General features: G+C 36.7%; 16 protein-coding genes. 2 read left to right on the plus strand and 14 right to left on the minus strand.

Annotated elements, in window-relative coordinates; translation table 11 throughout:
• The 10 genes from T323_RS27380 to T323_RS28175 form a co-directional block, all read right to left on the minus strand.
• A partial coding sequence (locus T323_RS27380) for a S8 family serine peptidase (RefSeq protein ID WP_035179602.1) occupies positions 1-3,557 on the minus strand: 3,557 nt, incomplete at its 3' end.
• Positions 3,558-4,157: 600 nt separating this feature from the next.
• Positions 4,158-4,670, minus strand: a complete 513-nt coding sequence (locus T323_RS0121590) for a hypothetical protein (RefSeq protein ID WP_026675139.1) — start codon at positions 4,668-4,670, stop codon at positions 4,158-4,160.
• 233 nt (positions 4,671-4,903) lie between these two features.
• Positions 4,904-5,818 (minus strand): proline dehydrogenase family protein, encoded by a 915-nt coding sequence (locus T323_RS0121595; RefSeq protein WP_026675140.1) that lies wholly within the window; start codon positions 5,816-5,818, stop codon positions 4,904-4,906.
• 43 nt (positions 5,819-5,861) lie between these two features.
• On the minus strand, positions 5,862-7,409 hold the full coding sequence (gene pruA / locus T323_RS0121600) for an L-glutamate gamma-semialdehyde dehydrogenase (RefSeq protein WP_026675141.1): 1,548 nt from the start codon (positions 7,407-7,409) through the stop codon (positions 5,862-5,864).
• 431 nt (positions 7,410-7,840) lie between these two features.
• The gene (locus tag T323_RS0121605; protein WP_026675142.1) at positions 7,841-9,364 is read right to left on the minus strand and encodes a sodium/proline symporter; all 1,524 of its coding nucleotides are present in this window, start codon (positions 9,362-9,364) and stop codon (positions 7,841-7,843) included.
• Positions 9,361-9,534: a hypothetical protein gene (locus tag T323_RS29020; RefSeq protein WP_156942509.1), complete on the minus strand. Its 174-nt coding sequence runs from the start codon at positions 9,532-9,534 to the stop codon at positions 9,361-9,363. The genes T323_RS0121605 and T323_RS29020 overlap by 4 nt, the downstream gene beginning before the upstream one ends.
• A gap of 158 nt (positions 9,535-9,692) precedes the next feature.
• The gene (locus T323_RS0121615; RefSeq protein ID WP_026675143.1) at positions 9,693-10,970 is read right to left on the minus strand and encodes a PucR family transcriptional regulator; all 1,278 of its coding nucleotides are present in this window, start codon (positions 10,968-10,970) and stop codon (positions 9,693-9,695) included.
• A gap of 130 nt (positions 10,971-11,100) precedes the next feature.
• Positions 11,101-12,447: a cytochrome P450 gene (locus T323_RS0121620; RefSeq protein ID WP_026675144.1), complete on the minus strand. Its 1,347-nt coding sequence runs from the start codon at positions 12,445-12,447 to the stop codon at positions 11,101-11,103.
• Positions 12,448-12,468: 21 nt separating this feature from the next.
• Positions 12,469-13,476, minus strand: a complete 1,008-nt coding sequence (locus tag T323_RS0121625) for an alpha/beta fold hydrolase (protein ID WP_051556662.1) — start codon at positions 13,474-13,476, stop codon at positions 12,469-12,471.
• Positions 13,469-13,957, minus strand: coding sequence for a hypothetical protein (locus T323_RS28175; RefSeq protein ID WP_026675146.1), 489 nt, complete (start codon positions 13,955-13,957; stop codon positions 13,469-13,471). The genes T323_RS0121625 and T323_RS28175 overlap by 8 nt, the downstream gene beginning before the upstream one ends.
• A gap of 196 nt (positions 13,958-14,153) precedes the next feature.
• Between T323_RS28175 and T323_RS0121635 the strand changes: the two genes are divergently transcribed.
• On the plus strand, positions 14,154-14,801 hold the full coding sequence (locus tag T323_RS0121635; RefSeq protein ID WP_169737919.1) for a GntR family transcriptional regulator: 648 nt from the start codon (positions 14,154-14,156) through the stop codon (positions 14,799-14,801).
• A 7-nt stretch (positions 14,802-14,808) separates the two neighbouring features.
• Complete coding sequence (locus T323_RS27390; RefSeq protein WP_373279354.1) at positions 14,809-15,765, plus strand: DMT family transporter; 957 nt, start codon at positions 14,809-14,811, stop codon at positions 15,763-15,765.
• Positions 15,766-15,825: 60 nt separating this feature from the next.
• Here T323_RS27390 and T323_RS0121645 read toward each other — a convergent pair whose 3' ends face one another.
• Genes T323_RS0121645 through yicI form a run of 4 tightly spaced genes read right to left on the minus strand, consistent with a single transcriptional unit; the run spans position 15,826 to position 22,994 of the window.
• Positions 15,826-16,458 (minus strand): YesL family protein, encoded by a 633-nt coding sequence (locus T323_RS0121645; protein ID WP_026675148.1) that lies wholly within the window; start codon positions 16,456-16,458, stop codon positions 15,826-15,828.
• Positions 16,459-16,475: 17 nt separating this feature from the next.
• Entirely contained in the window at positions 16,476-19,274 is a 2,799-nt protein-coding gene (locus T323_RS0121650) for a glycoside hydrolase family 3 protein (RefSeq protein WP_026675149.1), read from the minus strand.
• Positions 19,275-19,298: 24 nt separating this feature from the next.
• Positions 19,299-20,651, minus strand: coding sequence for a GH1 family beta-glucosidase (locus T323_RS0121655; protein ID WP_026675150.1), 1,353 nt, complete (start codon positions 20,649-20,651; stop codon positions 19,299-19,301).
• Between the two features lie 21 nt (positions 20,652-20,672).
• Positions 20,673-22,994, minus strand: a complete 2,322-nt coding sequence (gene yicI, locus T323_RS27395; RefSeq protein ID WP_051556664.1) for an alpha-xylosidase — start codon at positions 22,992-22,994, stop codon at positions 20,673-20,675.
• Between the last annotated feature and the right edge of the window lie 95 nt (positions 22,995-23,089).

The following is a 23,089-nucleotide window of genomic DNA, read 5'->3' on the forward strand; positions in this document are numbered from 1 at the left end:
GGTTGCTCACCGTCTCCTGGTGGTTGCTCACCGTCTCCTGGCGGTTGCTCACCATCTCCTGGGTCTGGTTCAACTGCACCAATATTAGTAATTGAAATCTGTTGAACGACTTCGTTTTCTTCACTATCTTTTGCATATACAGTATAAATACCGTTTTCGCTAACTTCAAAAGATAGAGCTTCAGCTTCTAGGTCAATTACTTCCCCAGCTTCTGCAAAGTCAGTAACTGCTTTTTCACCAGCTAACCACTTTAATTCTGCAATTTCTTCTCGGTTGTCTAATTCAACTGTAATCGTTACAGGTCCTTCTGTTGGTTCAGTTGTAGAAGGCTTTAACGAAATTATAAATGGAGCTTCTTCATCAACAATGTTGACTACTGCAATTGTTGCTACCACTTCTAGTCCAGCACTGTTTTTCGCATAAACAGTATACGTACCATTTTCATTCACTTCAAATTTCTTTGAATCTAAATCAATTGAAGTTCCTGCATCTGCAAAATCAGATACTGCCTTGTCACCTTTTAACCATTTTAGCGCTTCAATTTCATCGCTAGTTGTAACATCAGCAGTAATTGTCACAGGACCTGTTGTTGGTTCTGTTGTTGAAGGTGTAAGTTCAAGTGTTAGTACAGGTTGTGGTATTACAATATTTTGAATTGTAATAGATTTAACTGCCTCCACACCATCTACATTTTTTGCATAAACTGTATATGTTCCATTTTCTTCTACATCGAATGCTTTAGAAGAAAGGTCAATGTTATTACCAGCATTTACAAAGTCTTCAACTGATTTTTCTCCTTCTAACCATTTAAGAGCTTCAAGGTCAGCATCGCTATCTGTTGACACAGAAATTGTTACTGGTCCTTCTGTTTCTTCAGTTGTTGAAGGAGATAATGTAACGTTAATTTCAGTTTGAGGTGGCTCTTCTTCCTCAACATTGACAGTTAATTCAACTTTCTCTGATGCTGTATTTCCAGCAATGTCATCAACCGTCAATGTTACTGTATTTTTACCGTTTGCTAAGTTAGATAAAGCAAGAGTAAATGAACCATCTTGTTTTAATGTAACTTTGTTATTATCAACGACGTTACCGGATTCATCTTCGACTGAATACTTCACTGATAGATACTCGTTAACATCGTAACTTTGGGAAAATGCTTCTTGAACCAAAGTTTTAAAATCAACAAACTTGTCGTTCACTTTACCAGTTAGACTATATTCTTTTTCTACAATTTCATCACTTACTGGATTTAGTACTACTTCAGATGGTGTTGTTTTGATAAAGAAAGGTGCTACATACGCACTTGATTGCTTACCATTATGGCTACCATTAAATGTGATTGCATAAACTCCCTCAGGAGCTTTTTCCACTTCACCGGTTCCCCATTCTGTATAAGTGCCATCAAATGTGATATTATATTTACCTGCCGACATGAAAAAGTCATCTGTCAAAAATCCTAAATAGCCATCTTCATATTCACCAGCAGTCGGATTTGCAGGGTCCCATAGTTCAACATAAGTATTAATGTGATTGTTAAATAACCCTAGATTAACATTTGTTGAATCTTTCTTTCCATCTCCATTTGGAGAAATCGCAATGTCATCAGCATTAAAATAATTTAACCCTGATGGACCTTCACCTTTAGCAAATTCAGCTGCGAACGGTAAAGATAGATTAGTCGTTCCATTTGAAATCTTAATATATCCTTGAATTTCATTGCCTGGTGAATCTTCACCTTTTGGAACAGTTAGAGTCACATCTAACACTTCTTCACCATTTAATGTAAATGATGATTTATTTACATTTACAGTAGCTCCAGACAAACTTCCTGTTGCTTGTTTAGTAACATCAACACTAACAGTGAAATTCTTAGATTGACTTCCTAAGTCTTTTACTTTGATTTGTTTTGTTACTGTTGTTTCTCCATTAGGATTCGGAGATACATGACCAAATGTTACTGTCCCTTTTTCATATTGATGAACTTTTCCGTTAAACTCAGTAGTATCTAACGCATAAGCTAATGCTCCTGCTTTAACAGCTTCTACCGGTTGGATACGTCCAGAACCTTGGTCAAAAACATCAAACTGCTTCGTATCTAATACTTTAGCTGTATTTGATAACGCAACTTTCACATCATATGGCGACCAATTTGGATTAGCAGAAAGAAGTAATGCTGCTACACCCGCTACATGTGGTGTTGCCATACTTGTTCCAGTATATCTCGCATATGCATCTGTATAGTCTGCATCAGAACTATATTTAGCAATTGTTGAAAGGATCGCTGTTCCTGGTGCAACTACATCTGGTTTAATATCAAAAAATGGATTTGCTGGTCCACGAGAACTTGACTCGTTAATAGTATCTGCTAATGTTGAGTTTCCAACCGAGATTGCTAATGCAGAAGTTGCAGGACTACCGATTGATTCGCGATTTGGACCACTGTTTCCAGTTGCAACAACTGCAACGATTCCTGCTAATGTAGCATTATTAACAGCAATTGATTCTGGTGCATTTTGATTAGCGTCTCCCCCACCTAATGAAAGGTTAATAATGTCCATTTCTTCTTCGACGGCTTTATCAATTCCGGCAATAATACTAGAGATATATCCCGTGCCATATGCACCTAAAACTCGATATGCATATAAGTCAACCTTTGGGGCAATTCCTTTTACATTTTTGTTGTTATTACCGACAGCTGCAATTGTCCCAGCGACATGTGTTCCGTGGTCAGTTTCAAACGGTCGGAATGATTGACTAGGTGGTGCTCCATCAACACGTTCCTCTGGACTCGTTTCAAACGGATCATTAAAGTCCCTTGGCGTTTTGTATAATGTTGGATCATGAGGGACAAAGTTGTAACCACCTTTATAAATGCCATCAAAGTCTGGGTGGTAATAATCAATCCCTGAATCGATTACAGCTACTTTAATCCCTTTTCCTTCATATCCCATGTTCCATAACTCTGGAATCTTTAATAAGTCCACACTTTGATCCATAGTAGGCTGAATAGTATTTGACTTATTAGAAGTTTCAAGCGAATAAACTTTTTTATCCGCTGTAACACTCACAACTCCTGGAAGTTCAAGGATTTTTTCTAAATCAGATCCTTTAACATTAATCGTAACAGCATTAATCGCATAGTTGTATGTAAATCCTTTTGAGTAATTAACATTGTTCGTTTTTAACTGTTGCTCAAAAGATTTTTGTTGAGAACTTACTTTGTTCGCTACAGAACGTTCTTCTGCTACGCTTAATGAACTTCCTCTTACAGCTCTCTTTCCTTTTTCAAGAGCTACTGGCTCTTCAGAAAGTTGAACAATAACAGAAACACTTTCATTATCTCCAACTTTCTCTAATGTGGAATCCATGGAAGGTTCAGCACTTAATATGGACATTTGCTGTTCCAAAAGGTCTTCCAACACTTTTACATGCGCGTCATCTTTTAATTGTTTACTAGAATTTGTCTCTGCCGATGCAAAGATTGGTTGAAATAATGAAAATACAACCGTAATGATTAAAAAACTAGTAAAAATTCTACTAAATTTTCCTTTAATCAAAAATTCCTCTCTCCTTTTCTCGAATTTTTAGTCGGTAGATATTAACGATTTATTTAGTTAATCTAAATATTGTTCGTTACTCCGAACCGAAATAAGATTACCATAATTTTTCATTGTAAGAAACTAGTAAATTTAAAAATAGGATTTAGGATATACCGTCAAAAAATACGGGATATTTTAGATAGAACAGGAATTAAATCGAGTTTTGTCGAAAAAATAGACCATTGGTAATTACTTCTATATTGTTCTTTAAAAAGAATTATCTAACCAATACTTTTCTATTAAATTAGAAAGTTGAAAAATGGGTAATTTATACTAATATACCTGTATCTCTAGATGACATTTCATTTTTACTAGTAATATTCAATAAAATGGAATATTTACGTTCGTTTAGTTCTATTCTTATACAATGAATGACTTGATAGTTTGATAATATTTCCACCAATGACATCGACTAGAAAACAATATATGTATTTTTCCTTACTTTAAAATGACTATTTCGGTTCAATTTACAAATGTAGACACGTTGTCAAAATTATAATGACCAAACAAAAAGCTCAGATTTTCTCTGAGCTTTTTTCATTCTCCCTTTAAAGTTTGTCAAATTACATCACTTGTTACCTTTTGTTTTTTTTGTCTAAAGAATAGGGCTACTACTATGCAAAATATAATGAGAAAGAATACTTTATTACTATATTTGTAAATCACAACATTTTGTAATTCAATTTCTTCTTTGTCAGTTAGAAATTTTCCCGCTGTATCCGATCTCTTTGTTGTAGGAGAGCATAGGGGATGAACCCACTCCTGTCCTTTTTTGTTTAAGAAATATATATATTCTGAGTTAAGTTGACTAGTTCCCCAAATTAAATCTTCCTCTACAATGACTAAATCATGATCAACACCTTTATAACTTTTTTCAACCTCTAATGTTAAAGTTTTATTAGCGCTCTTTTCATCTATTCTTATGACTTTACCAATGATAACAGCGTCATATTCATCAAAGGCCCTATCTAGTGGAGAATGTTCTGGACATTCTAATGCATAGCTTTGTTTAGGTATTAACATTAGAGATAGAAAAATAAAAATTAATAGAAAAGCTATATTCTTTAGCATAAGCTCCTCCCCTAACGGACATCTGTTCCGTTACTTTACCAATTGACTAGCAAAAACACTTCGTTTTTCTAGTTTAACGGAAGTAGTGTCCGTAAGCATCGGCAAAACGTACTTTTTCTTTAAATTGCGAAACCTATGTCCGATAGAACTATCTAACTAAAGCTACCAACATTCATAAACAGAAAAAAGAGACTTCATCCCATGAAGTCTCTCTTCCATTAGTATACATACTCTTATTTTGAAACTAACCCTTTTAACGCAAATGATACATTTTGTGGTCGCTCTGCTAATCGTCTCATAAAATACCCATACCAGTCTTTGCCGTATGGTACATATACCCGCATCGTATAGCCTTCTTTTGCTAGTTCTTCTTGTAGGTTTGTGCGGAAACCATATAACATTTGAAACTCAAACTGTTCTTTGGAAATATTATTTTCTTCTGTAAACCGTTTGACCTTCTCAATGATATGATGGTCGTGTGAGGCAATTGCTGTATAGCTTCCACTTAACAAGTGCGTCTTAATAATTTCAAAATAGTTTTCATCTACTTTTTCTTTTTCCTGATACGCCACTTTTTCTGATTCTTTATATGCACCTTTGACAAGTCGTAAAGGAATTCCTTTTAGTGCTTTTACATCATCATTGGAACAGTATAAATAAGCCTGAATTACTGTTCCAACATTGTCGTAACTGTTACGCAACTCTTCTAAAATGTCTAAAGTCAGTTGCTTTCTCGCGTAATCTTCCATATCAATTCGTACAAATATCCCTAGTCGATTTGCGACACTCATGATTTTTTGCATATTGTCTAAACAAAATTGCTTATCAATATCTAATCCAAGCTGTGTAAGTTTGACGGAAAGATTACATTGAACTCCAGACTCTGCTATCGCCTCTAGTGTTTCAATACAAATAGCTGTTGATTGTTCCGCTTCTTCTTTTATTAACACAAATTCCCCTAAATGGTCGACAGTACAAACCAAGCCTTTGTCATTTAGTTGTCGTACAACGTCGATAACACTTTCGATCGTTACACCTGCTACAACTTGGGATGCGCCCAGACGCAAGCCCCATCTTTTTGCACCTGAATTCAAAAGTTTATTTTTGGATAATGACAAAAAGAAATTTTTTGAAATCTTTTCAAGCACCATCGCCGACTCTCCTCATCATCAGTTAATATCACCTAGAGTGTTAATACATTTCAGAAACAGTTTTTGCTTGCATATGAAGAGCTAAATAATCAGGGCCGCCAGCTTTTGAATCTGTACCCGACATTTTAAACCCACCAAATGGATGGTACCCTACGATAGCTCCTGTACAATTTCGGTTAAAGTATAAGTTACCGACATGAAAATCTTCTTTTGCTTTTTCAATATGACTACGATTATTCGTAATAACTGCTCCTGTTAAGCCATATTCTGTGTTGTTTGCGATTTCAATCGCATGGTTAAAGTCTTTCGCCTTACAAAAGGCAACAACAGGACCGAATATTTCTTCTTGCATAAGTCTAGCGTTAGGTTCGACATCTGCAAAAATCGTTGGTTGAATGAAATATCCTTTAGATTTATCTCCTTCTCCACCTGCAACAAGACGTCCTTCATTATGACCAATTGCAACATAATCCATAATTTTATTAAATGCTGCTTCATCAACAACGGGGCCCATGTACATATCTGCCGTTGTTGGTTCCCCTACTGTTAGTTCTTTTGTCAATACGACTGCTTTTTCAAGGACAATATCATACACATCTTCATGAATTACAGCTCTTGAACCAGCTGAGCATTTTTGACCAGAGAAACCAAAGGCAGACGTGACAATCGATTGTGCCGCTAAGTCTAAATCCGCTTCTTTATCAACAACAACGGTATCTTTTCCACCCATTTCTACGATGACACGTTTTAAATGGGTTTGACCTGGATGAACAACCGCGGCTCTTTCATATAGTCGTACCCCAACATCACGCGAACCTGTAAATGTAATCAAACTTGTTTTTGGATGGTCGACGAGATAATCTCCTACTTCAGCACCACTACCTGGAATAAAGTTTACAACACCCTTTGGTAAACCCGCTTCCTCTAACACTTCTACAAACTTAGCAGCAACTACTGGTGTTGTGCTTGCTGGCTTTAATAATACTGTATTCCCCGTAACGATAGGTGCTACTGTTGTTCCGGCCATAATGGCAAAGGCAAAATTCCACGGAGAAATCGTCACACAAACACCTGTTGCTGTATAATAATAACGATTATGTTCACCTTCACGGCTATTAATTGATTTGCCATCTTTTAATACAATCATTTGACGCGCATAATATTCTAAAAAATCAATCGCCTCTGCTGTATCGGCATCCGCTTCTTTCCAAGGCTTTCCAGCTTCTTTTACGAGCCAAGCGGAAAACTCATGTTTTCTGCGACGAATCATTGCAGCTGCTCGGACTAAGATATTCGCTCGTTCTTCTGGATTTACCTTTCTCCACGTTTGAAATGCGTCATCAGCTGCTTGAATCGCCTTTTCTGCAATTTCTTTATTCGCTTTTGATACAATTCCAATCACTTGCTCTTTATTTGATGGATTTGTTGAAATGATTTTTTTCTCTGTTGTTACACGCTCCCCGCCAACGATAAGCGGATATTCTTTTCCAAGTTCACTTTCTACTTTTTGTAATGCTTCTTCAAATTCTACTCGATTTTTTTCTACTGAAAAGTCTGTAAATGGTTCATGTTTATACGTTGTTAACATAAAAGGTCGCCTCCATTTTTCATAGTTTCTTATTATGATAGATGCTATTGTGTCTTTAACACTAAACCCTACCATTGCCTGTTGCTCAAAGTATATAATGCGCTTACTCGCTTTACAATGTAGCGATAATTCAATTTTTTATCCTTCTTATTGTGTGAAACACACAATGAGCTTTTCTAACGGACATCTATTCCGCTATTTCTTCAAAAACACCAGTTTGCCAGAAGCTATCTGACATATGTTCCGTTATATCTTTAATTTTGGACTCATTTTGTCGCTCGATTCATGGAATAACGGAACAGGTGTCCGAACGGATTGAAAAGAGGGTGTTTTACGTAAAATAGCGGAATAAATGTCCGTTACGGAAAGAAAAACCGTCTGAAGTCAAAATTATTACACTTGACTTCAGACGGCCTGTTTATTTAAAACCTTTATGCAGTTTCATTCAAACTATCAACGGTTTCCTTAGCATTTACAGGTTTTTTAGTTGCTAGACTAATTATTACCGTAACGACACTAGCAACGATAAATCCTGGTACTGCTTCATATGTGATTCCGAAAAAATACGTGTTTAATAGTTCTTTCACATCTGGGAGAAACACGTATGTCCATTGCGGTTGTTGTTTTACAAGAATAACCGTAATTAGACCCGTAATCATGCCCCAAAGAACCCCTTGTTTTGAAACACCTTTCCAATAAAACGAAAGTAAAAGAGCCGGACCAAAACATGCTCCTAATCCACCAAAAGCAAAGAGCACCATCCAAAACACAAATTCTTGTGCAGTAAAAGCTAATATTAACGCCAATCCCATAAAAACGACAGTTGTTATCCGACTCAAAAATACCAATTTTTTTTGCGGAATTTCCTTATCTTTTCCTAGTATCTTTTGATAAATATCACGAACAAACGCACTAGCCCCAACTAGTAATTGACTATCTGCACTCGACATAATCGCTGCAAGTACAGCTACTAGTAAGAAACCGAAAAACAATGGATGCAACAATTCAGAACCAAGAGTAAGAAAAATTTGTTCCCGATCTTCATTTGGCAACATCGAAATGTCTGGAAAATAAGCTCGACCCGCCAGCCCAATCATAACCGCACCCCAACCCATTAACACATTCCAAAACGAACTGATTAAAGCCGCTTGTCGCATTTCCTTAACATTCTTTAATGACATATACCGAACAAGGATATGAGGATTACCCGGACTACCAAAACCTATTCCTAATAACCCGATTACGGCACCAAAAGCAAAAGCAAACGGACTTACAAATCCACCACCTTCATTGTGCATTGCCTCTAAAATCGGCCCAAATCCGCCTAGACCAATGACAGCAATAGTAGGAAGAAGAACTAAAGAGACGAACATAAATCCCGCTTGAATCACATCAGTTTTACTAACAGCATGAAACCCTCCAAGCATTGTATACGCTAACAAGATAGCTGCTGTCAACCACATTCCAGTTGAAGTAGACACTCCCATACTCGATGCAAAAGCGCCACCTCCAGCAACAAGCTGGCTTCCGACATAAGCAATCATAAAGAAAATTATGATACAAGCAGACACCGACCGAAGCAAATGTTTTTTGTCATTAAATCTTGTCTCTAAAATGTCTGGGATTGTAATGCTTCCAGTTTTTTCACTATACGTTCTAAATCTTCTTGCCACATAGAAAAACATAAATACTTCTACCATAATATAACCAGCTACTGACCATACGGCGTTTAATCCAGTAGCATAAGCAGTTCCTGTTACACCGAGAACAAGCCATGCACTTCGACCAGAGCTTACTGCAGATAATGCTACTGTCCATTTGCTTAAATTTCGTCCTGCTAAAAAGAAATCTGTTACCCCTTCTGAGCTTTTTCTTGAGCTGATAAAACCAATAAGTAAAAGTCCAACTAAATATAAAACAAGGATAATGATGGCTATCGGTTCAACAGTATTCAAGACGATATCCCACCTTTCCTTTGTGTTTCATGCTGTTCTGTCTGATCTCTAATTTCCTTTTTTAATGTAGAAATCTCTTCTTTCACTCCTGTGTGAACATAACAAACTATAGCTGTAATGAGAATAAAACCCGGAATACCGATTAATGCAAAAAAGATTTCAAAATTCATCGAACTCCTCCTTTTTCAAAATTCAGAAAATTAAATAAAATAAAAAAACTCCTTCCATTATTAACATTTATAATATCTTTTTTCCAATTTTTCTACAATGTATGTACGACTCAAAAAAACAGACTTTATTTTGTGAACAAGTCACAATTAAAGTCTGTTTATTTAAAATAATACTGCAACGCTTCCCGATAGCGATAATAGTATTCAGGAACATTATAAAGAAGAAGCAATTCTGTATACAGGTGGCTATTCATATTAAAGTCTTCTAAATCAATATCCGTTGCTTCTAAAATTTGTTTAATGCGGTAATTTAATGTATTCGGATGAATATACAGCTCTTGTGCCGTGTTTTTAAGCTTTAAATGGTTCGTTAAGTACACTTTCAATGTTTCTAATAATTTCGTTTTGTTTTCATCGTCTTTTTTCATCAGTTTTAATAAATCTTGGTTAATGAATCCTTCAGAGCTATTTTTTTCATACAAGGTTAATAAATACCGGTACATGCCTAGCTTCCCATATTCAACAGGTAGAGTTGTCGTATCATTAATTGCACTTACTGTTTCAATCACTTCAAGTGCTTGAAGAAAGCTTTTTCTCATTTCTGCTAAATGCAAATACTCATGTCCGATTCCAAGTAAAAGTTGCTTTCTCTCTTCTTCTGTCATTTTGTCATCTAATAATTGAACGAGTTGTTTCGCCTGTGAAATGGCATCGTCTTTTATATGGCTTGCTCCACTTACGATAAAAATAACTTTCGAATCTTTTTCAAGATATGATGACGATGGAATTGCTTTAACATTATCAATCACTTTTTTGACTTTCTCCAACACTTCAACATGGGCTTGATTTGTAATGGAGACAACAAAAATAGTAAATCTTTCCGGCAGTCGAATCGACGCTAAATTAGCTTCTTGACGTATTTGTTTTTCATTTACATATTCATGGTTAATTAATTGCCAAAATAAACGGTGCTCTCTTGATTCTTTCCGTAAGTTTCTAGTGGTAAAGTCGTAAATCAATGTTCCGACATGTGAAGTAATGGAAGTGAGGAACTCTAGCTCTTCTTCTTTTAATAATATATTTGATTCAAGAACCCATATGTAACCTACTGTCCGTTCATTGTATTTAACACGGATGACAACACGCTGGTAAAACCCTACTTCTTCCATTGGCTGAACACGAATTGGATCATTTTTACTTTCTAATTGTTGCACAACCCCTTCTTTTTCTAATCTTTCAATGATAAAGCTTGGGCACTTTTTCGAGAGAATTGTTTTTTGCTGTGTTGTATCATATTCATAATCCCCCGACGAACTATAGGCAATTAATTCAAAGTTTTTATTTTCAATAATTACGGATTTATTTAGGACATTGCTAATATAATCTGCCATTTCATGGATATCGTAAATTTCAAAAACTCGACCTAATAAACTCATCTTTACCACTCCATTCATATCCTATAGAGATATTGTACCAAGAGATTAACCAAAATCAATATAATTACAACTATACTCGCAACTCTTTCTTTTATGTAAAAGAAGAAACCAAAAGGGAAATTCCTTTTGGTTATCTTCGTTTCACAATCATTCGTAATCCGCGTTTCGGTCTTAATGTAATTAACGGTTGTGGCTTTACTGGATGATGGTCTTTCGGTAAAACGAACTGAAATTGTCGTGCAATCGCGGTTAACACAAATACTGCTTCCATCATGGCAAAGTGATTACCTATACACACCCTTGGCCCACCACCAAATGGGAAAAACGCAAAAGGAGGAAGTTCTTTAATAAGATTGTTTTCAAATCGTTCTGGCATGAATTCATTTGGATTTTCAAAAAACTCAGGATTTCGATGGTTTACATATTGACTCATCAAAATCATATCACCTTTTTTAAATTCATACGGTCCGATTGACACATTCTCATCTACTTTTCTTCCAATCACATACGCAGGTGGATAAAGACGAAGCGATTCCCATATAACATTTTGCGTATAGGAGAGTTTGTTATAATGTTCTACTGAAATACTTTCTTTCCCAATATTATCGTCAATCTCCTGATGGACTTTCTGTTCGATTTCTGGATGCTGAGAAAGTAAATAAAACGTCCATGAAAGAGCATTAGCGGTCGTTTCATGCCCCGCTAAAAATATCGTCATAACCTCGTCACGAAGCTGTTGATCAGTCATGCCCATACCTTGTTCATCTTTAGCATCCATTAATACTCCAAGCAAATCGTGATGTGTTTCTTTAAATTCTCTTCTCTGCTCAATAAAAGAGTAGATGATTTCATCTAACTCCGCTATTGCTTTTGTATAGTGACGATTAGTTTTTGTTGGAATGAATAGAGGAACTGGTAAGATAGAACGCATTCTCTTTATACTTAATTTCATTACATCATCGATAGGTTCTCCAATCATGTTGGCCCCTTCTTCAAATGAAAGGCTAAACATCGTTTTGCAAATAATACCAAGTGTTATATTCATCATATCTTCAGTAATGTCACGTACATCCTCATCTAACCACGAATATATATAGTTATTTGTAGTCTCTATCATCTCTCTAGCATAATGAGCCAAATATGATTGTCGAAAAGACGGTTGAATGGCTCGGCGTTGCTGTAAATGCAACTCTTTTTCACTTGTTAGGAGGCCATCTCCTATTAAAGGTTTAAGCACCGTTAAATCTTGTGATTTTACAAACGACCGTTGTTTCGTTACAAGAACCTCTTTTATATACTCCGGCTTCGAAAGTAAATACACTTGTTGAAAAGGACCAAACCGAAACTTCGCAATATCTCCATACTGTTGTTGTAAGTTTACTAGAAAGGCTAAAGGGTCCGCTTGAAATTGAGATAAGTGGCCACTGAACCACTTTCCTTTTGGACCATCTGGAACATTTTTCTTTCTTTTTTTCAAGGTATCCCTCCTTGTAAAGCTCTATGTTGAGCGTTGTACTAACCATTCCTCTAGAAACAATGGTAGTTCTCCTTTTATCGCTAAACTTGCATGTCCGCCTTTTACTCGTTTATAGGTAATATCTTCACTTGAAACTTTATCTAATAAGGAAATAACATATTCCTCTTTCACAATTTGATCACCAGATGTTGAAACGACTAACAGGTTTGCTTTTATATTGCTTAAAAGAACTTGTTGTTCGTTAATTTTGAGTTGGTTTTGAATGAGTTTGTTTTCTAAGACTACATCGTATAAAAGCTCGTATAATGTTTTTCCTACAAATGGGATATGATCTTTTGCCCATCTATTAAATTTCTTCCATTTCTCCACGTAATTTTTATCGTGACCGCGTTCGATTAAACCAATATGTGGCGTAATCGAAATAGGTGAGGTTATTGTTCTCATACCGAGATTAACAATTGAAGGAGGAACAACCCCGTATAAAGATAACAGGTCGTCTATTTTCATTTCATTTTCCCTTAAAAATTCCCGCCACTTCTCTAAAAGCGGAATCTGACTAAAATCAACAGGCGGTGCAAATAAAATAAGGTTTTTTATCGGTTCTGTCGCAATCGCAGCATAGATGATGGATAATGTTCCACCAAGACAATATCCGACGATAGAAACATCACTAGACTGGGAATGATGTAAAGTACGCTTCACTGCTTTTTGGATATGGCCATAAATATAAGTGTCCAAACTGATATCATAATCTTCATATCCAGGAACACCAAAGTCTAATAAATACACATCAAATCCTTTTTGATGAAACGCTTCTATCATACTGCTACCAGGAGCTAAATCTAGTAAATATGGCTTACTTACTAACGAATAAATCAAAAAGAGTGGTGTTTTACATTTCTTTTTTGGCGTTGGGTAATACCATAACGTCGTTTTATTTTTTTTCCACACCGCTACTCTAGGTGTTTGTCCTACTATTGATGCATTTTTTTCTTCGGAGTACACCTTATCTTGCCAATAATCAGTCATGTTTTCTTTCACGTTCCATTCCGTTTGTTCTAATAGGAGAGGCTGGTACATTTGCCCATAAATCCATAATCGCTTTTAGCTTTGCGCGACGTTTTTGAGCTTTTACATCTAGTAGTTCACCAAGAATCGTTTGTGACTCTTTTTTGCCATGCTGATTCATTGTTTCTCCTTCATCTTCTTGAACAGTGAGTTCCATGACTTGCTCTTCTAAATCGTCTATTTTCTCTTCAATTTGCTGTGCAAGTTTTGCAAGTTGAGCAACATCTCGTTTTGTCGGGACATTTAATTGAACCGCAATTGTTTCTGTATATCGATGCAAATCCTTTATTGACGTAACATGTTTATTTAGTAATTGATTCATAAGTTTCATGAAATCTTCATCTGCAAGTATAGATTGAACATATTGTTGTAAATGTTTTTCCGATTTTAATCCTAGTTTTTTTAACAACTTGAATACTGTCAAACTTTCATCTTTTGTCATAGTCAATCCTTCCTTTCCTTGAATCGTTACCGTAGTACAATACAATATATTCCGCTCACCTTATTCAGTGATGAAAATGTATAAGTGTCCCGTATACAACCTGTTTTATTTCTACTGAAAAATATGGATAGAATTGACAATCAACTAATATGTGATATATTACATATTAGTTGATTGTCATATGGAGGGGATCAAGATGCTCATAAAACGTACCTTTTTAAGAGAAGAAGCTTATAATATTTTGTTGGAATGGATTATCGTTGGTAAGCTATCTGCCGGAGATAAAGTAAGAGATGTGGAATTATCTGAGGAATTAGGGATTAGTAGAACTCCAATTCGTGAAGCTTTATTACGCTTAGAAGAAGAAGGGTTTGTTGTGACGAAACCAAATCGTTCAACTACGATTGCCCCCATTGACTTAGAACAACTGACCTCTACTTATTCGATTGTTTGGACATTAGAAGCTCTTGCTTTAGAAGAAGCTTCTCCTCATTTCACATCGCAAACAATAGTTGAATTAACAAACATCAACGAAAAAATAGTAGTGGAAAGTCCAACCTTACAACAGTTAGACGTGGTGCAACTTGATAATGCGTTTCACGATGTCATTATAACTTTATCGAAAAACGATGAACTTCAAAAAATACTTCATCATTTAAAAGCGAAGATTCGAAGAGCAGAATTCTACTATTTTCAAAAGGAAGAGTCTGTTCAATCATCATATAAAGAACATCGTTTAGTCATTAAACATCTTGAACAAAAAGATTGGGAAAAAGCAAAAGAGGCGCTTATGAACAATTGGAAATATAGCTTAATGAAAATGAAACAACAAAATAAACGATAAGAGTGGGATGAATATGAATAAACAAAATCGATGGATTGGATTTGTTCTTGTTTTATTAGGGGCTTCATTTTGGGGTATTGGAGGAACTGTAGCTCAGCGCCTTTTCCAAGAAAGTCATGTTCCAGTGGAGTGGCTTGTCTCTGTACGATTATTATTAGCAGGAATCGTTATGATTATTCTGGCACTCCTTTTTAAAACCCGCGAAAAAGTATTTCAAATTTGGAAAGACAAACAAGCAGTTTTCCAACTTTTTATTTTTGGAATATTTGGTATGTTAGCTGTTCAATATACTTACATGGCTTCGATTAATTTAGGAAATGCTGCTGTTGCAACATTATTACAGTATCAAGCTCCTCTTTTTATTATATTCTATCTAGTTCTTACAAAAGTAAGTAAGTTGCGAGGAAAAGATATTGTTGCTGTTTGTTTAGCCTTAAGTGGGTCATTATTATTATTAACAAACGGGGTGTTCCATACATTGTCCGTCCCTTTGGCTTCTGTCATTTGGGGGATATTATCTGGTGTCGCCTTAGCCTTTTATACTCTTTATGCTGGAAATCTTTTATCAAAGTGGGGGTCTTTAAACATTATTGGCTGGGCCATGATAATTGGTGGAGCTAGTTTAGCCATTCTTCATCCCCCTTGGAAAATTGAAGCGACACATTGGGGGGGTGACACCATCATTTATTTAGGGTTTGTCATCGTTTTTGGAACAATGCTCGCGTTTTGGTTTTATCTCGAAAGTCTGAAATATCTTAAACCACAAGAAACGAGTTTACTAGGAAGTGTCGAACCACTTGCCGCTATCATCACTTCTGTATTGTGGCTTAACATTTCATTTGGCTTCTACCAAGTAATCGGAACTGTGTTTATTTTAGCGATGGTGTTATATTTATCATTGACTAAAGAAAAAGAAACAGTTTCCACACCACAAGTCATCATAAAGCATAAAAAGTTAAGTTAACAAAAAAGCTGGAACATAAAGAAGTGTTGAGTCACATTCTTTAGTCCAGCTTTTTCTCCTTTATACTGCTTCAACTTCTTGTTTTTTCCGCTCAATCCGTTGGCAAGCTAGCAATGTCGACCACATCATAAAAGTGCTTAAAACACTTCCAAAGAAAAATAACGTTAATCCCGGAATAAAGCTAAAGATGAAATAACCAGCTACAAGTCCAGTTGCGATAAAAATAATGATATGGGGATTAATAACAGCAAGGAACAACGCATACTTAAAATATTGAATGAACGGTAGATCGTAGTGCACGTAAATCGGTAAGATTACAAGAAACATTGCCACATATAGAATCGTGAGGAGAATTAGAAGCAGTGTAAATATGACGGCAATTCCTCCACTTGCATACCCTATTAACAAAAAATCTAAATAAAGAATATACCCAATACAAAACAACACGATTCCAATTCCATTTGTCTTTAACCATTCTCGTTTATAGGTTGTAATAAACTGTTTAAAAATCGGTTCTTCTTCTTTTACTATAAATGAACGAACAACCGTAAACATTGCAACCGTTGCTGGCCAAAATCCAAATATAATGAGCCCTAGAAAGGTAAACCCAATCCATAATAAGTTTACATAAGCTAGTTTCATAATCCACTCTGTTATTTGGTATAATCTTGTATCTGCGAGATTTCTTTGCATATTCTCCCCCTATCTGCCTAAGAAAAGCGAATGGAACGAAGCTTTAATGGTCCATCAATAAATAAATATACATCGCCAAAATGGTCGTTTACTTGAACAGGCATTGATATCTGTTTCCATCCCTTCGATTGATAAGCAGTACACGTACCAAGCCATTCACCGTCTCGACTACCAACTCGCAATTCAAGTGAAGCGTCATCCAACTCATTTTCAATAATTGCTTCAAATAAACCTGAAACATTACGAAAATCAATATTAAAAAAGGCAAGCCAGCCATTTCGTTCTGTTGGTTTGATACAATACGTTTTGTTTTTGACTTCAACAATCATTATATTGTCATAGTCATCGTAATTTATTGCTGAAATAGTTTCTAATCCGTCTCGTGGTGGGATCACTTCTCCGTTTATATCTGAAACTAATGAACACCTGATTTCGTTTGATGAAGGACCAACGATAAAGGTATACTCCCCTTTTTCTACACAATACCGCTCTCTCGTTACATCCCATATCGCTAATGACGAAACAGGAACAGCAAACACTACTTCTTTCTCCTCATGAAGATTGAGTGTCAAACGTTGAAAGCCACATAATGTTTTTAACGGTCGTTTCACCCTGGATTTGTTTGCTTTTACATAAAGCTGAACGACTTCATCACCTGAAAACGCACCTATATTTTTGATTGTCACACTGGCAAAAATATAGTCCTCATTCTCCACTTTCCCTTTCCGTATTTTCATATTTTTGTAGGCAAATGTCGTATAACTTAAACCATAACCAAATGGATATAATACATCTCCGTCAAAATATTGGTATGTTCGTTTTCCTTTTATAATATCGTAGTCCATGATAGATGGTAATTGCTCACTTGAACGGTACCATGTCAAACTTAAGCGGCCTGCTGGATTATAATCCCCAAAAAGTACATCTGCAATGGCATTTCCTAATTCTGGTCCAGCATGCGAAGTAGCTAGTATTGCTGGAATATACTGTTGCTCCCAATTTAAAGCATATGGATAACTACTTACCGTTACAACAACTGTCTTTTTATTGACCTTTTTTACAGCTTGAATGAGCTTCGTTTGCTCAGGTGCTAAACAAATATCTTTTCGGTCGATACATTCCTTCCCGTTAATAAACGGGTTGTTTCCTACAAAAACGATGGCGACATCGGCTTGTTTGGCTAATTCTGTTGCTGTTTCCAACCCATTTTCAACTACTTCGATTTCAAATAAACTCAGTTTTTCTTCCTTAGTTAGTTGAAACGTAGAGTTCGCTTCTACCGATACAAACTGTCCCTCCCAAGTTTGCCAAGTACAATGACCATCCTCGTTTTCTGTAAAACACATACATTCCTTCACAAACCAGCCTCTCGCTTCTTCCGCTGAAGCTTCAAGTTTGTTCTTTTCTGATACGGTGACAAATCTTCCATTTGTCATTGATCGTAACGTTTGATTCTCAAATCCCCAATCAACGAACTCAAACATTTCTGCTTCTTCTTTTTCCTTTGTCGCTACGAGTTGATTTGTCTCTCCGTCTAGTCCGACATAATAACCGGTAGCAGTAGAACGGATGTGAACCGTGTTATAACCGTTCGCAAACTGAACATCAGAGTCGGATAGCTTCTCCTTTATTCCAAGAAATGGTGTAACTTGATATGCTGGGGTTCCACTATACCAATCAACATGAACTTCATTAGCTAACGGTCCGATCACTGCAATTTTTTGTATTATTTCTTTTTGAAGTGGAAGTACATTATCATTTTTTAACAACACGATTTGTTCAAGTGCCGCTTGTTTTGATAATTCAGCGTGTTCTTTTGCAAGCAATTTCGATGGAGGAATATTCGCATACGGATCCAATTCCGGATCAAATTCTCCCAATCGAAACCGAATTTGAAATGTATGAAATAGAGCTTCATCGATATGTTTTTCATCCAATAATCCTTTTGCTAAAGCCTCGCGAATCGCACTTGTCGCGATGGCTTCATCATCTGTAATGCTGTCAATGCCACTTTTTATCGCATCAGCTAACGCTTCTGGATAATTGTCATAATAATGATGGTCATCGACAATCCCGACTACATCTCCAGCATCACTAACGATAAAACCATCCATTTGCCATTCTTCTTTCACGATTTGTTTTACAAAAGGATGTAGTGGGGCTGGCGTACCATTAATCGAATTATAGGCGGTCATGATTGATTTAGCTTTTCCTTCTACAATCGCTGGTTTAAACGCCTGTAAATAATATTCATACATATTTCTTGGGTCAATGCTTGCTGAGCAACTTGTTCTTTGTTCCTCATTATTATTTCCAATGAAATGTTTTAATGTCGCAACCGTTTTTAAATAACAGGGATCCTCTCCTTGCATTCCTTTAACAAGTTCTTTTGATAACTCCCCTGTTAAATAAGGGTCTTCCCCATAAGCTTCTTCTGTCCTTCCCCATCTTGGATCACGTTCCATATCAACAGTAGGAGCCCAAAGCGTTAATCCATGTGATGCTGGATTTTTTTGATGGTACACACGGGCTTCATCACTAATGACATTGCCAATCTTTTTCAGTAATTCTCGGTTCCATGTTTGTGACAAACCGATTGTTTGTGGGAACACGGTCGCTTCGCCTAACCAAGCAACACCGTGTGCAGCTTCTGTTCCTTGTTTATAAGCAGAAATTCCTAACCTCGTAATTTCTGGTTGATATTGCATCATTAACGAAATTTTTTCTTCGGTGGTAAACCTCGACACTAAATCTTTGACTCTTTCATCAAGAGGTAACATATGATTTTGAAATGGATAGACGAGCTGTTTTGTCAAAACCTTCTCTCCTTTATTACATAATTATTGAGTCGATTCAAACCAATTATGTTTTACAAGTTTTCCATACCAATAATAGCTTTCTTTTTTCACTCGCTCTAGCGTTCGGAAATTAACATAAACGATACCAAAACGCTTGCCATAGCCTTCTGCCCATTCAAAATTATCTAGCAACGACCAAGCCATATATCCTTTAACGTTTATTCCGTCCTCAATACTGCGATGAAGCTGAATAATATGCTGCTTTAAATAATTCACTCTTCGTTTGTCATCGACTTCCCCCTCAAGATTTGGTTCATCATTGATGCAAGCCCCATTTTCGGTAATATAAATCGATGGATTTCCATATTTATCAGCCACATAGTGAAGGGCCTCATAAAGTCCTCTCGCATCAATTGGCCAACCGATATCTGTACGTTCCAATCCCATATCCATCGCTTCACTTTGTAACATTCCGGCATTTTCATTAAACCGACTGACTCCAGCCGAATAATAATTGACACCAATAAAGTCAATCGGTTCGGCAATAATGTTCATATCACCGTCAATGATTGGAGGGCTAACCCCTTCTTTTTCAAACCATTCTAGCAACTCTTTCGGATATGTCTTAAAATAAATCGGATCTAAAAACCAATCGCCTGTCCACATAACTTCCCGTAAGCACGCGTCTTTATCTTCTTGTTTGTTTGTATATGGAACAGCCCATGTAAGGTTAGGGGCGATTCCGATCTGACCTTCCACTTGCAGTTCACGAAACATTTGAACTGTCTTTCCGTGTGCAACAAGCATATGGTGAGCAATTGTTGTCGCCAATTGTAAATCTTGATGTCCAGGTGCATGAATGCCAAGATAATTGGATAAATACGAAGCGCACCACGGTTCATTAAAGGTAATCCACTGTTTGATTTTTCCTGAGAATTCGCGAAACATAAGCTCCGCATACTTCTCATATGCATCTATCGTTTCGCGATTCCACCATCCTCCTTTATCTTCTAATGCCTGTGGTAAGTCCCAATGATAGAGGGTACACATCGGTTCAATTCCTGCATGAAGAAGTTCATCAACAACCTGATGATAATAATCTAATCCAAGTTGGTTCACTTCTTCTTGACCTAGTGGGAAAACTCGTGGCCAAGAAACAGAAAAGCGATACGTTGTTACCCCTAACTCTTTCATAAGCTGAATATCTTCTTTATAACGATGGTAGCTATCGCAAGCAACATCACCGGTATCTCCGCCGTATACTTTTCCCGGTGTTTTTGAAAATGTATCCCATATTGATGGTCCTCTACCGTCTATATTTGCCGCTCCTTCAACTTGATAAGCTGCCGTCGCCGTTCCCCATTTGAAATCAGTTGGAAATTGATAAATCGTCATCCTTTAACACCCTTTCATTTGTTACTGTTTTACTGTAAAGACAAAGCCTTTTGACACGTCATTAGGTGTAAATAACACTCCATTTCCAACAGGTGTTGCCGTTGCACCATCGACCGTGTCGATCTGTTCTCCCCCTCTCATCACTAAAGTCCAGCGTTTTTTTGGTGTGCCGATCAGTTTTACTTCTATTGTTGTCTCGTTTTTTTCAATAGACACGTCATATTGTTTCTCACCGTTTTCATTTCGAATCGTTGCCATTGCTTTTGTTGATAACCCAAACACATGAAATTCAACATGTTCGGCGTAATCATAGTCTGGTTTATCCTCAAACGCACCAAGTGAGAGAATCGAATTCGGTCGGACATAAAGTGGTAGACTCATATAATCATAGGAACGCTTTAGCCAAGTTCCTCCATTGATTTGCTCATTTGATAAAAAGTCTGTCCAAACTCCTTTTGGCAAATAAAATGTTGAGCTTCCTTCTTTATTAAAAATCGGGGCGACAAGCAATGAATCACCTAGCATGTATTGACGGTCCAAGAAGTCACAAGTTGGATCATCTTCAAATTCAAGTATCATCGCTCGCATAAGCGGTATTCCCTTCTCACTCGCTTCAAAAGCGGCATCATACAAATAAGGCATAAGACGGCATTTTAATTTTGTAAAAAATGTCACGACGTCCACAGATTCTTCATCATATAGCCATGGCACCCGGTATGAACTACTTCCATGCAGACGGCTATGACTAGATAATAATCCGAATGCTGCCCAGCGCTTATATAAATCAGCTGGTGCTGTACTTTCAAACCCACCAATATCATGACTCCAAAATCCAAAGCCTGATAATCCTAATGAAAGCCCTCCTCGCAAGCTTTCCGCCATCGATTCATATGTTGCATAGCAATCGCCTCCCCAATGGACTGGAAATTGTTGACCACCTGCTGTTGAAGAACGAGCAAATAAAGCTGCCTTGCCTTTTCCGAGTTTTTCTTCTAGTAAGTCAAATACGATTTTGTTGTAAAGATATGAATAATAATTGTGCATTTTTTCTGGGTTTGATTTGTCATAATACACAACATCAGTTGGAATTCTTTCCCCAAAGTCGGTTTTAAAGCTATCTACTCCCATATCAATTAATCGTTGTAAATGGCCCGTATACCAAGAGCATGCTTCTGGGTTCGTGAAATCGACAATGCCCATGCCTGGTTGCCATTTATCCCATTGCCATACATCACCATTTGGTTTTTGTAGTAAATAACCTTTTTCAACGGCTTCATCAAACAAATGAGATTGCTGGGCGATATAAGGATTGATCCACACACAAATCGAAAGTCCTTTTGCTTTTAACCTTTGAATCATCCCTTTAGGATCTGGAAACACTTGTTTATCCCATTCAAAATTGCACCATTTCATCGCTTCCATCCAAAAGCAATCAAAATGAAACACCCGTAACGGAATATCGCGTTCCAACATGCCATCAACAAACTCATTCACTGTTGCTTCATCATAATTTGTTGTAAAGGATGTCGTTAACCATAATCCAAACGACCAAGCTGGTGGCAACGCCGGTTTCCCTGTTAATGTAGTAAAGTTTTCCAGTACTTTTTTAACTGTTCCTCCGCCAATGATGAAGTACTCTAGCTTTTCTCCTTTTACACTAAATTGTACTTTTGAGACTTTTTCTGACGCGACTTCAAATGAAACATTTTCAGGATGATTAACAAACACTCCGTAGCCTTTGTTTGACACATAAAATGGCACATTTTTATACGATTGCTCTGAACTTGTTCCTCCGTCTTTATTCCATGTATTTACGACTTGCCCGTTTTTTACAAAAGGAGTGAATCTTTCACCTAACCCGTATATTTGTTCTCCTACACTTACATTCAATTCCTCACGCATATATGTTTGTTTATGTGCATCTGTAATATGAGCCATCCCTTTAAAACCACTTGATGTGATTTCGGTTGACTCATAACAATATGTTGTTCCCCACTCGCCTTTATTCACATTCACCGCTAATTTACCGGATGTAAATGAAAAGCTAGTTTCTGATTCTTCAATTTCAATAGCTGGTCGTTGAACCGCTTTAATATCAAACTCAGGTTGTTGTTTTTTCGTACCTTTATGTCGGTATATTTCTACACGAATTACATCTTTTAACGGTGATGAATAGCGAACAGTCAATAATGGTAAATCAAGCTGGGCCGTTCGATGTGTGACGTCTTTTGGAGCAACATACATCGTTAATGAATCAGTATCGGACGTAGCTTGAAATAATTGTACTGGTGTAATTAAGTCATACCCTTCTCTTATTAACCAATTTCCATCTGTAAACTTCATTTTTATCCTCCTTGGTAAATAGCATTTTTAAGAAAAACGCGGAGCGTCTTTTCTTTCAAGCGAAGTGCTGATCCTTCGCTCTTTCTTGAAATAAC

Source organism: Alkalihalobacillus bogoriensis ATCC BAA-922, from assembly GCF_000621445.1.
Classification (GTDB): Bacteria; Bacillota; Bacilli; order Bacillales; family Bacillaceae_F; genus Bacillus_AO; species Bacillus_AO bogoriense.

Coding starts and splice junctions, on each gene's coding strand:
- T323_RS0121590 (WP_026675139.1), bottom strand. CDS start 4,670: ATGCTAAAGAATATAGCTTTTCTATTAATTTTTATTTTTCTATCTCTA.
- pruA (WP_026675141.1), bottom strand. CDS start 7,409: ATGTTAACAACGTATAAACATGAACCATTTACAGACTTTTCAGTAGAA.
- T323_RS29020 (WP_156942509.1), bottom strand. CDS start 9,534: ATGAATTTTGAAATCTTTTTTGCATTAATCGGTATTCCGGGTTTTATT.
- T323_RS0121615 (WP_026675143.1), bottom strand. CDS start 10,970: ATGAGTTTATTAGGTCGAGTTTTTGAAATTTACGATATCCATGAAATG.
- T323_RS0121625 (WP_051556662.1), bottom strand. CDS start 13,476: ATGACTGATTATTGGCAAGATAAGGTGTACTCCGAAGAAAAAAATGCA.
- T323_RS28175 (WP_026675146.1), bottom strand. CDS start 13,957: ATGACAAAAGATGAAAGTTTGACAGTATTCAAGTTGTTAAAAAAACTA.
- T323_RS0121635 (WP_169737919.1), top strand. CDS start 14,154: ATGCTCATAAAACGTACCTTTTTAAGAGAAGAAGCTTATAATATTTTG.
- T323_RS27390 (WP_373279354.1), top strand. CDS start 14,809: ATGAATATGAATAAACAAAATCGATGGATTGGATTTGTTCTTGTTTTA.
- T323_RS0121645 (WP_026675148.1), bottom strand. CDS start 16,458: ATGCAAAGAAATCTCGCAGATACAAGATTATACCAAATAACAGAGTGG.
- T323_RS0121655 (WP_026675150.1), bottom strand. CDS start 20,651: ATGACGATTTATCAATTTCCAACTGATTTCAAATGGGGAACGGCGACG.
- yicI (WP_051556664.1), bottom strand. CDS start 22,994: ATGAAGTTTACAGATGGAAATTGGTTAATAAGAGAAGGGTATGACTTA.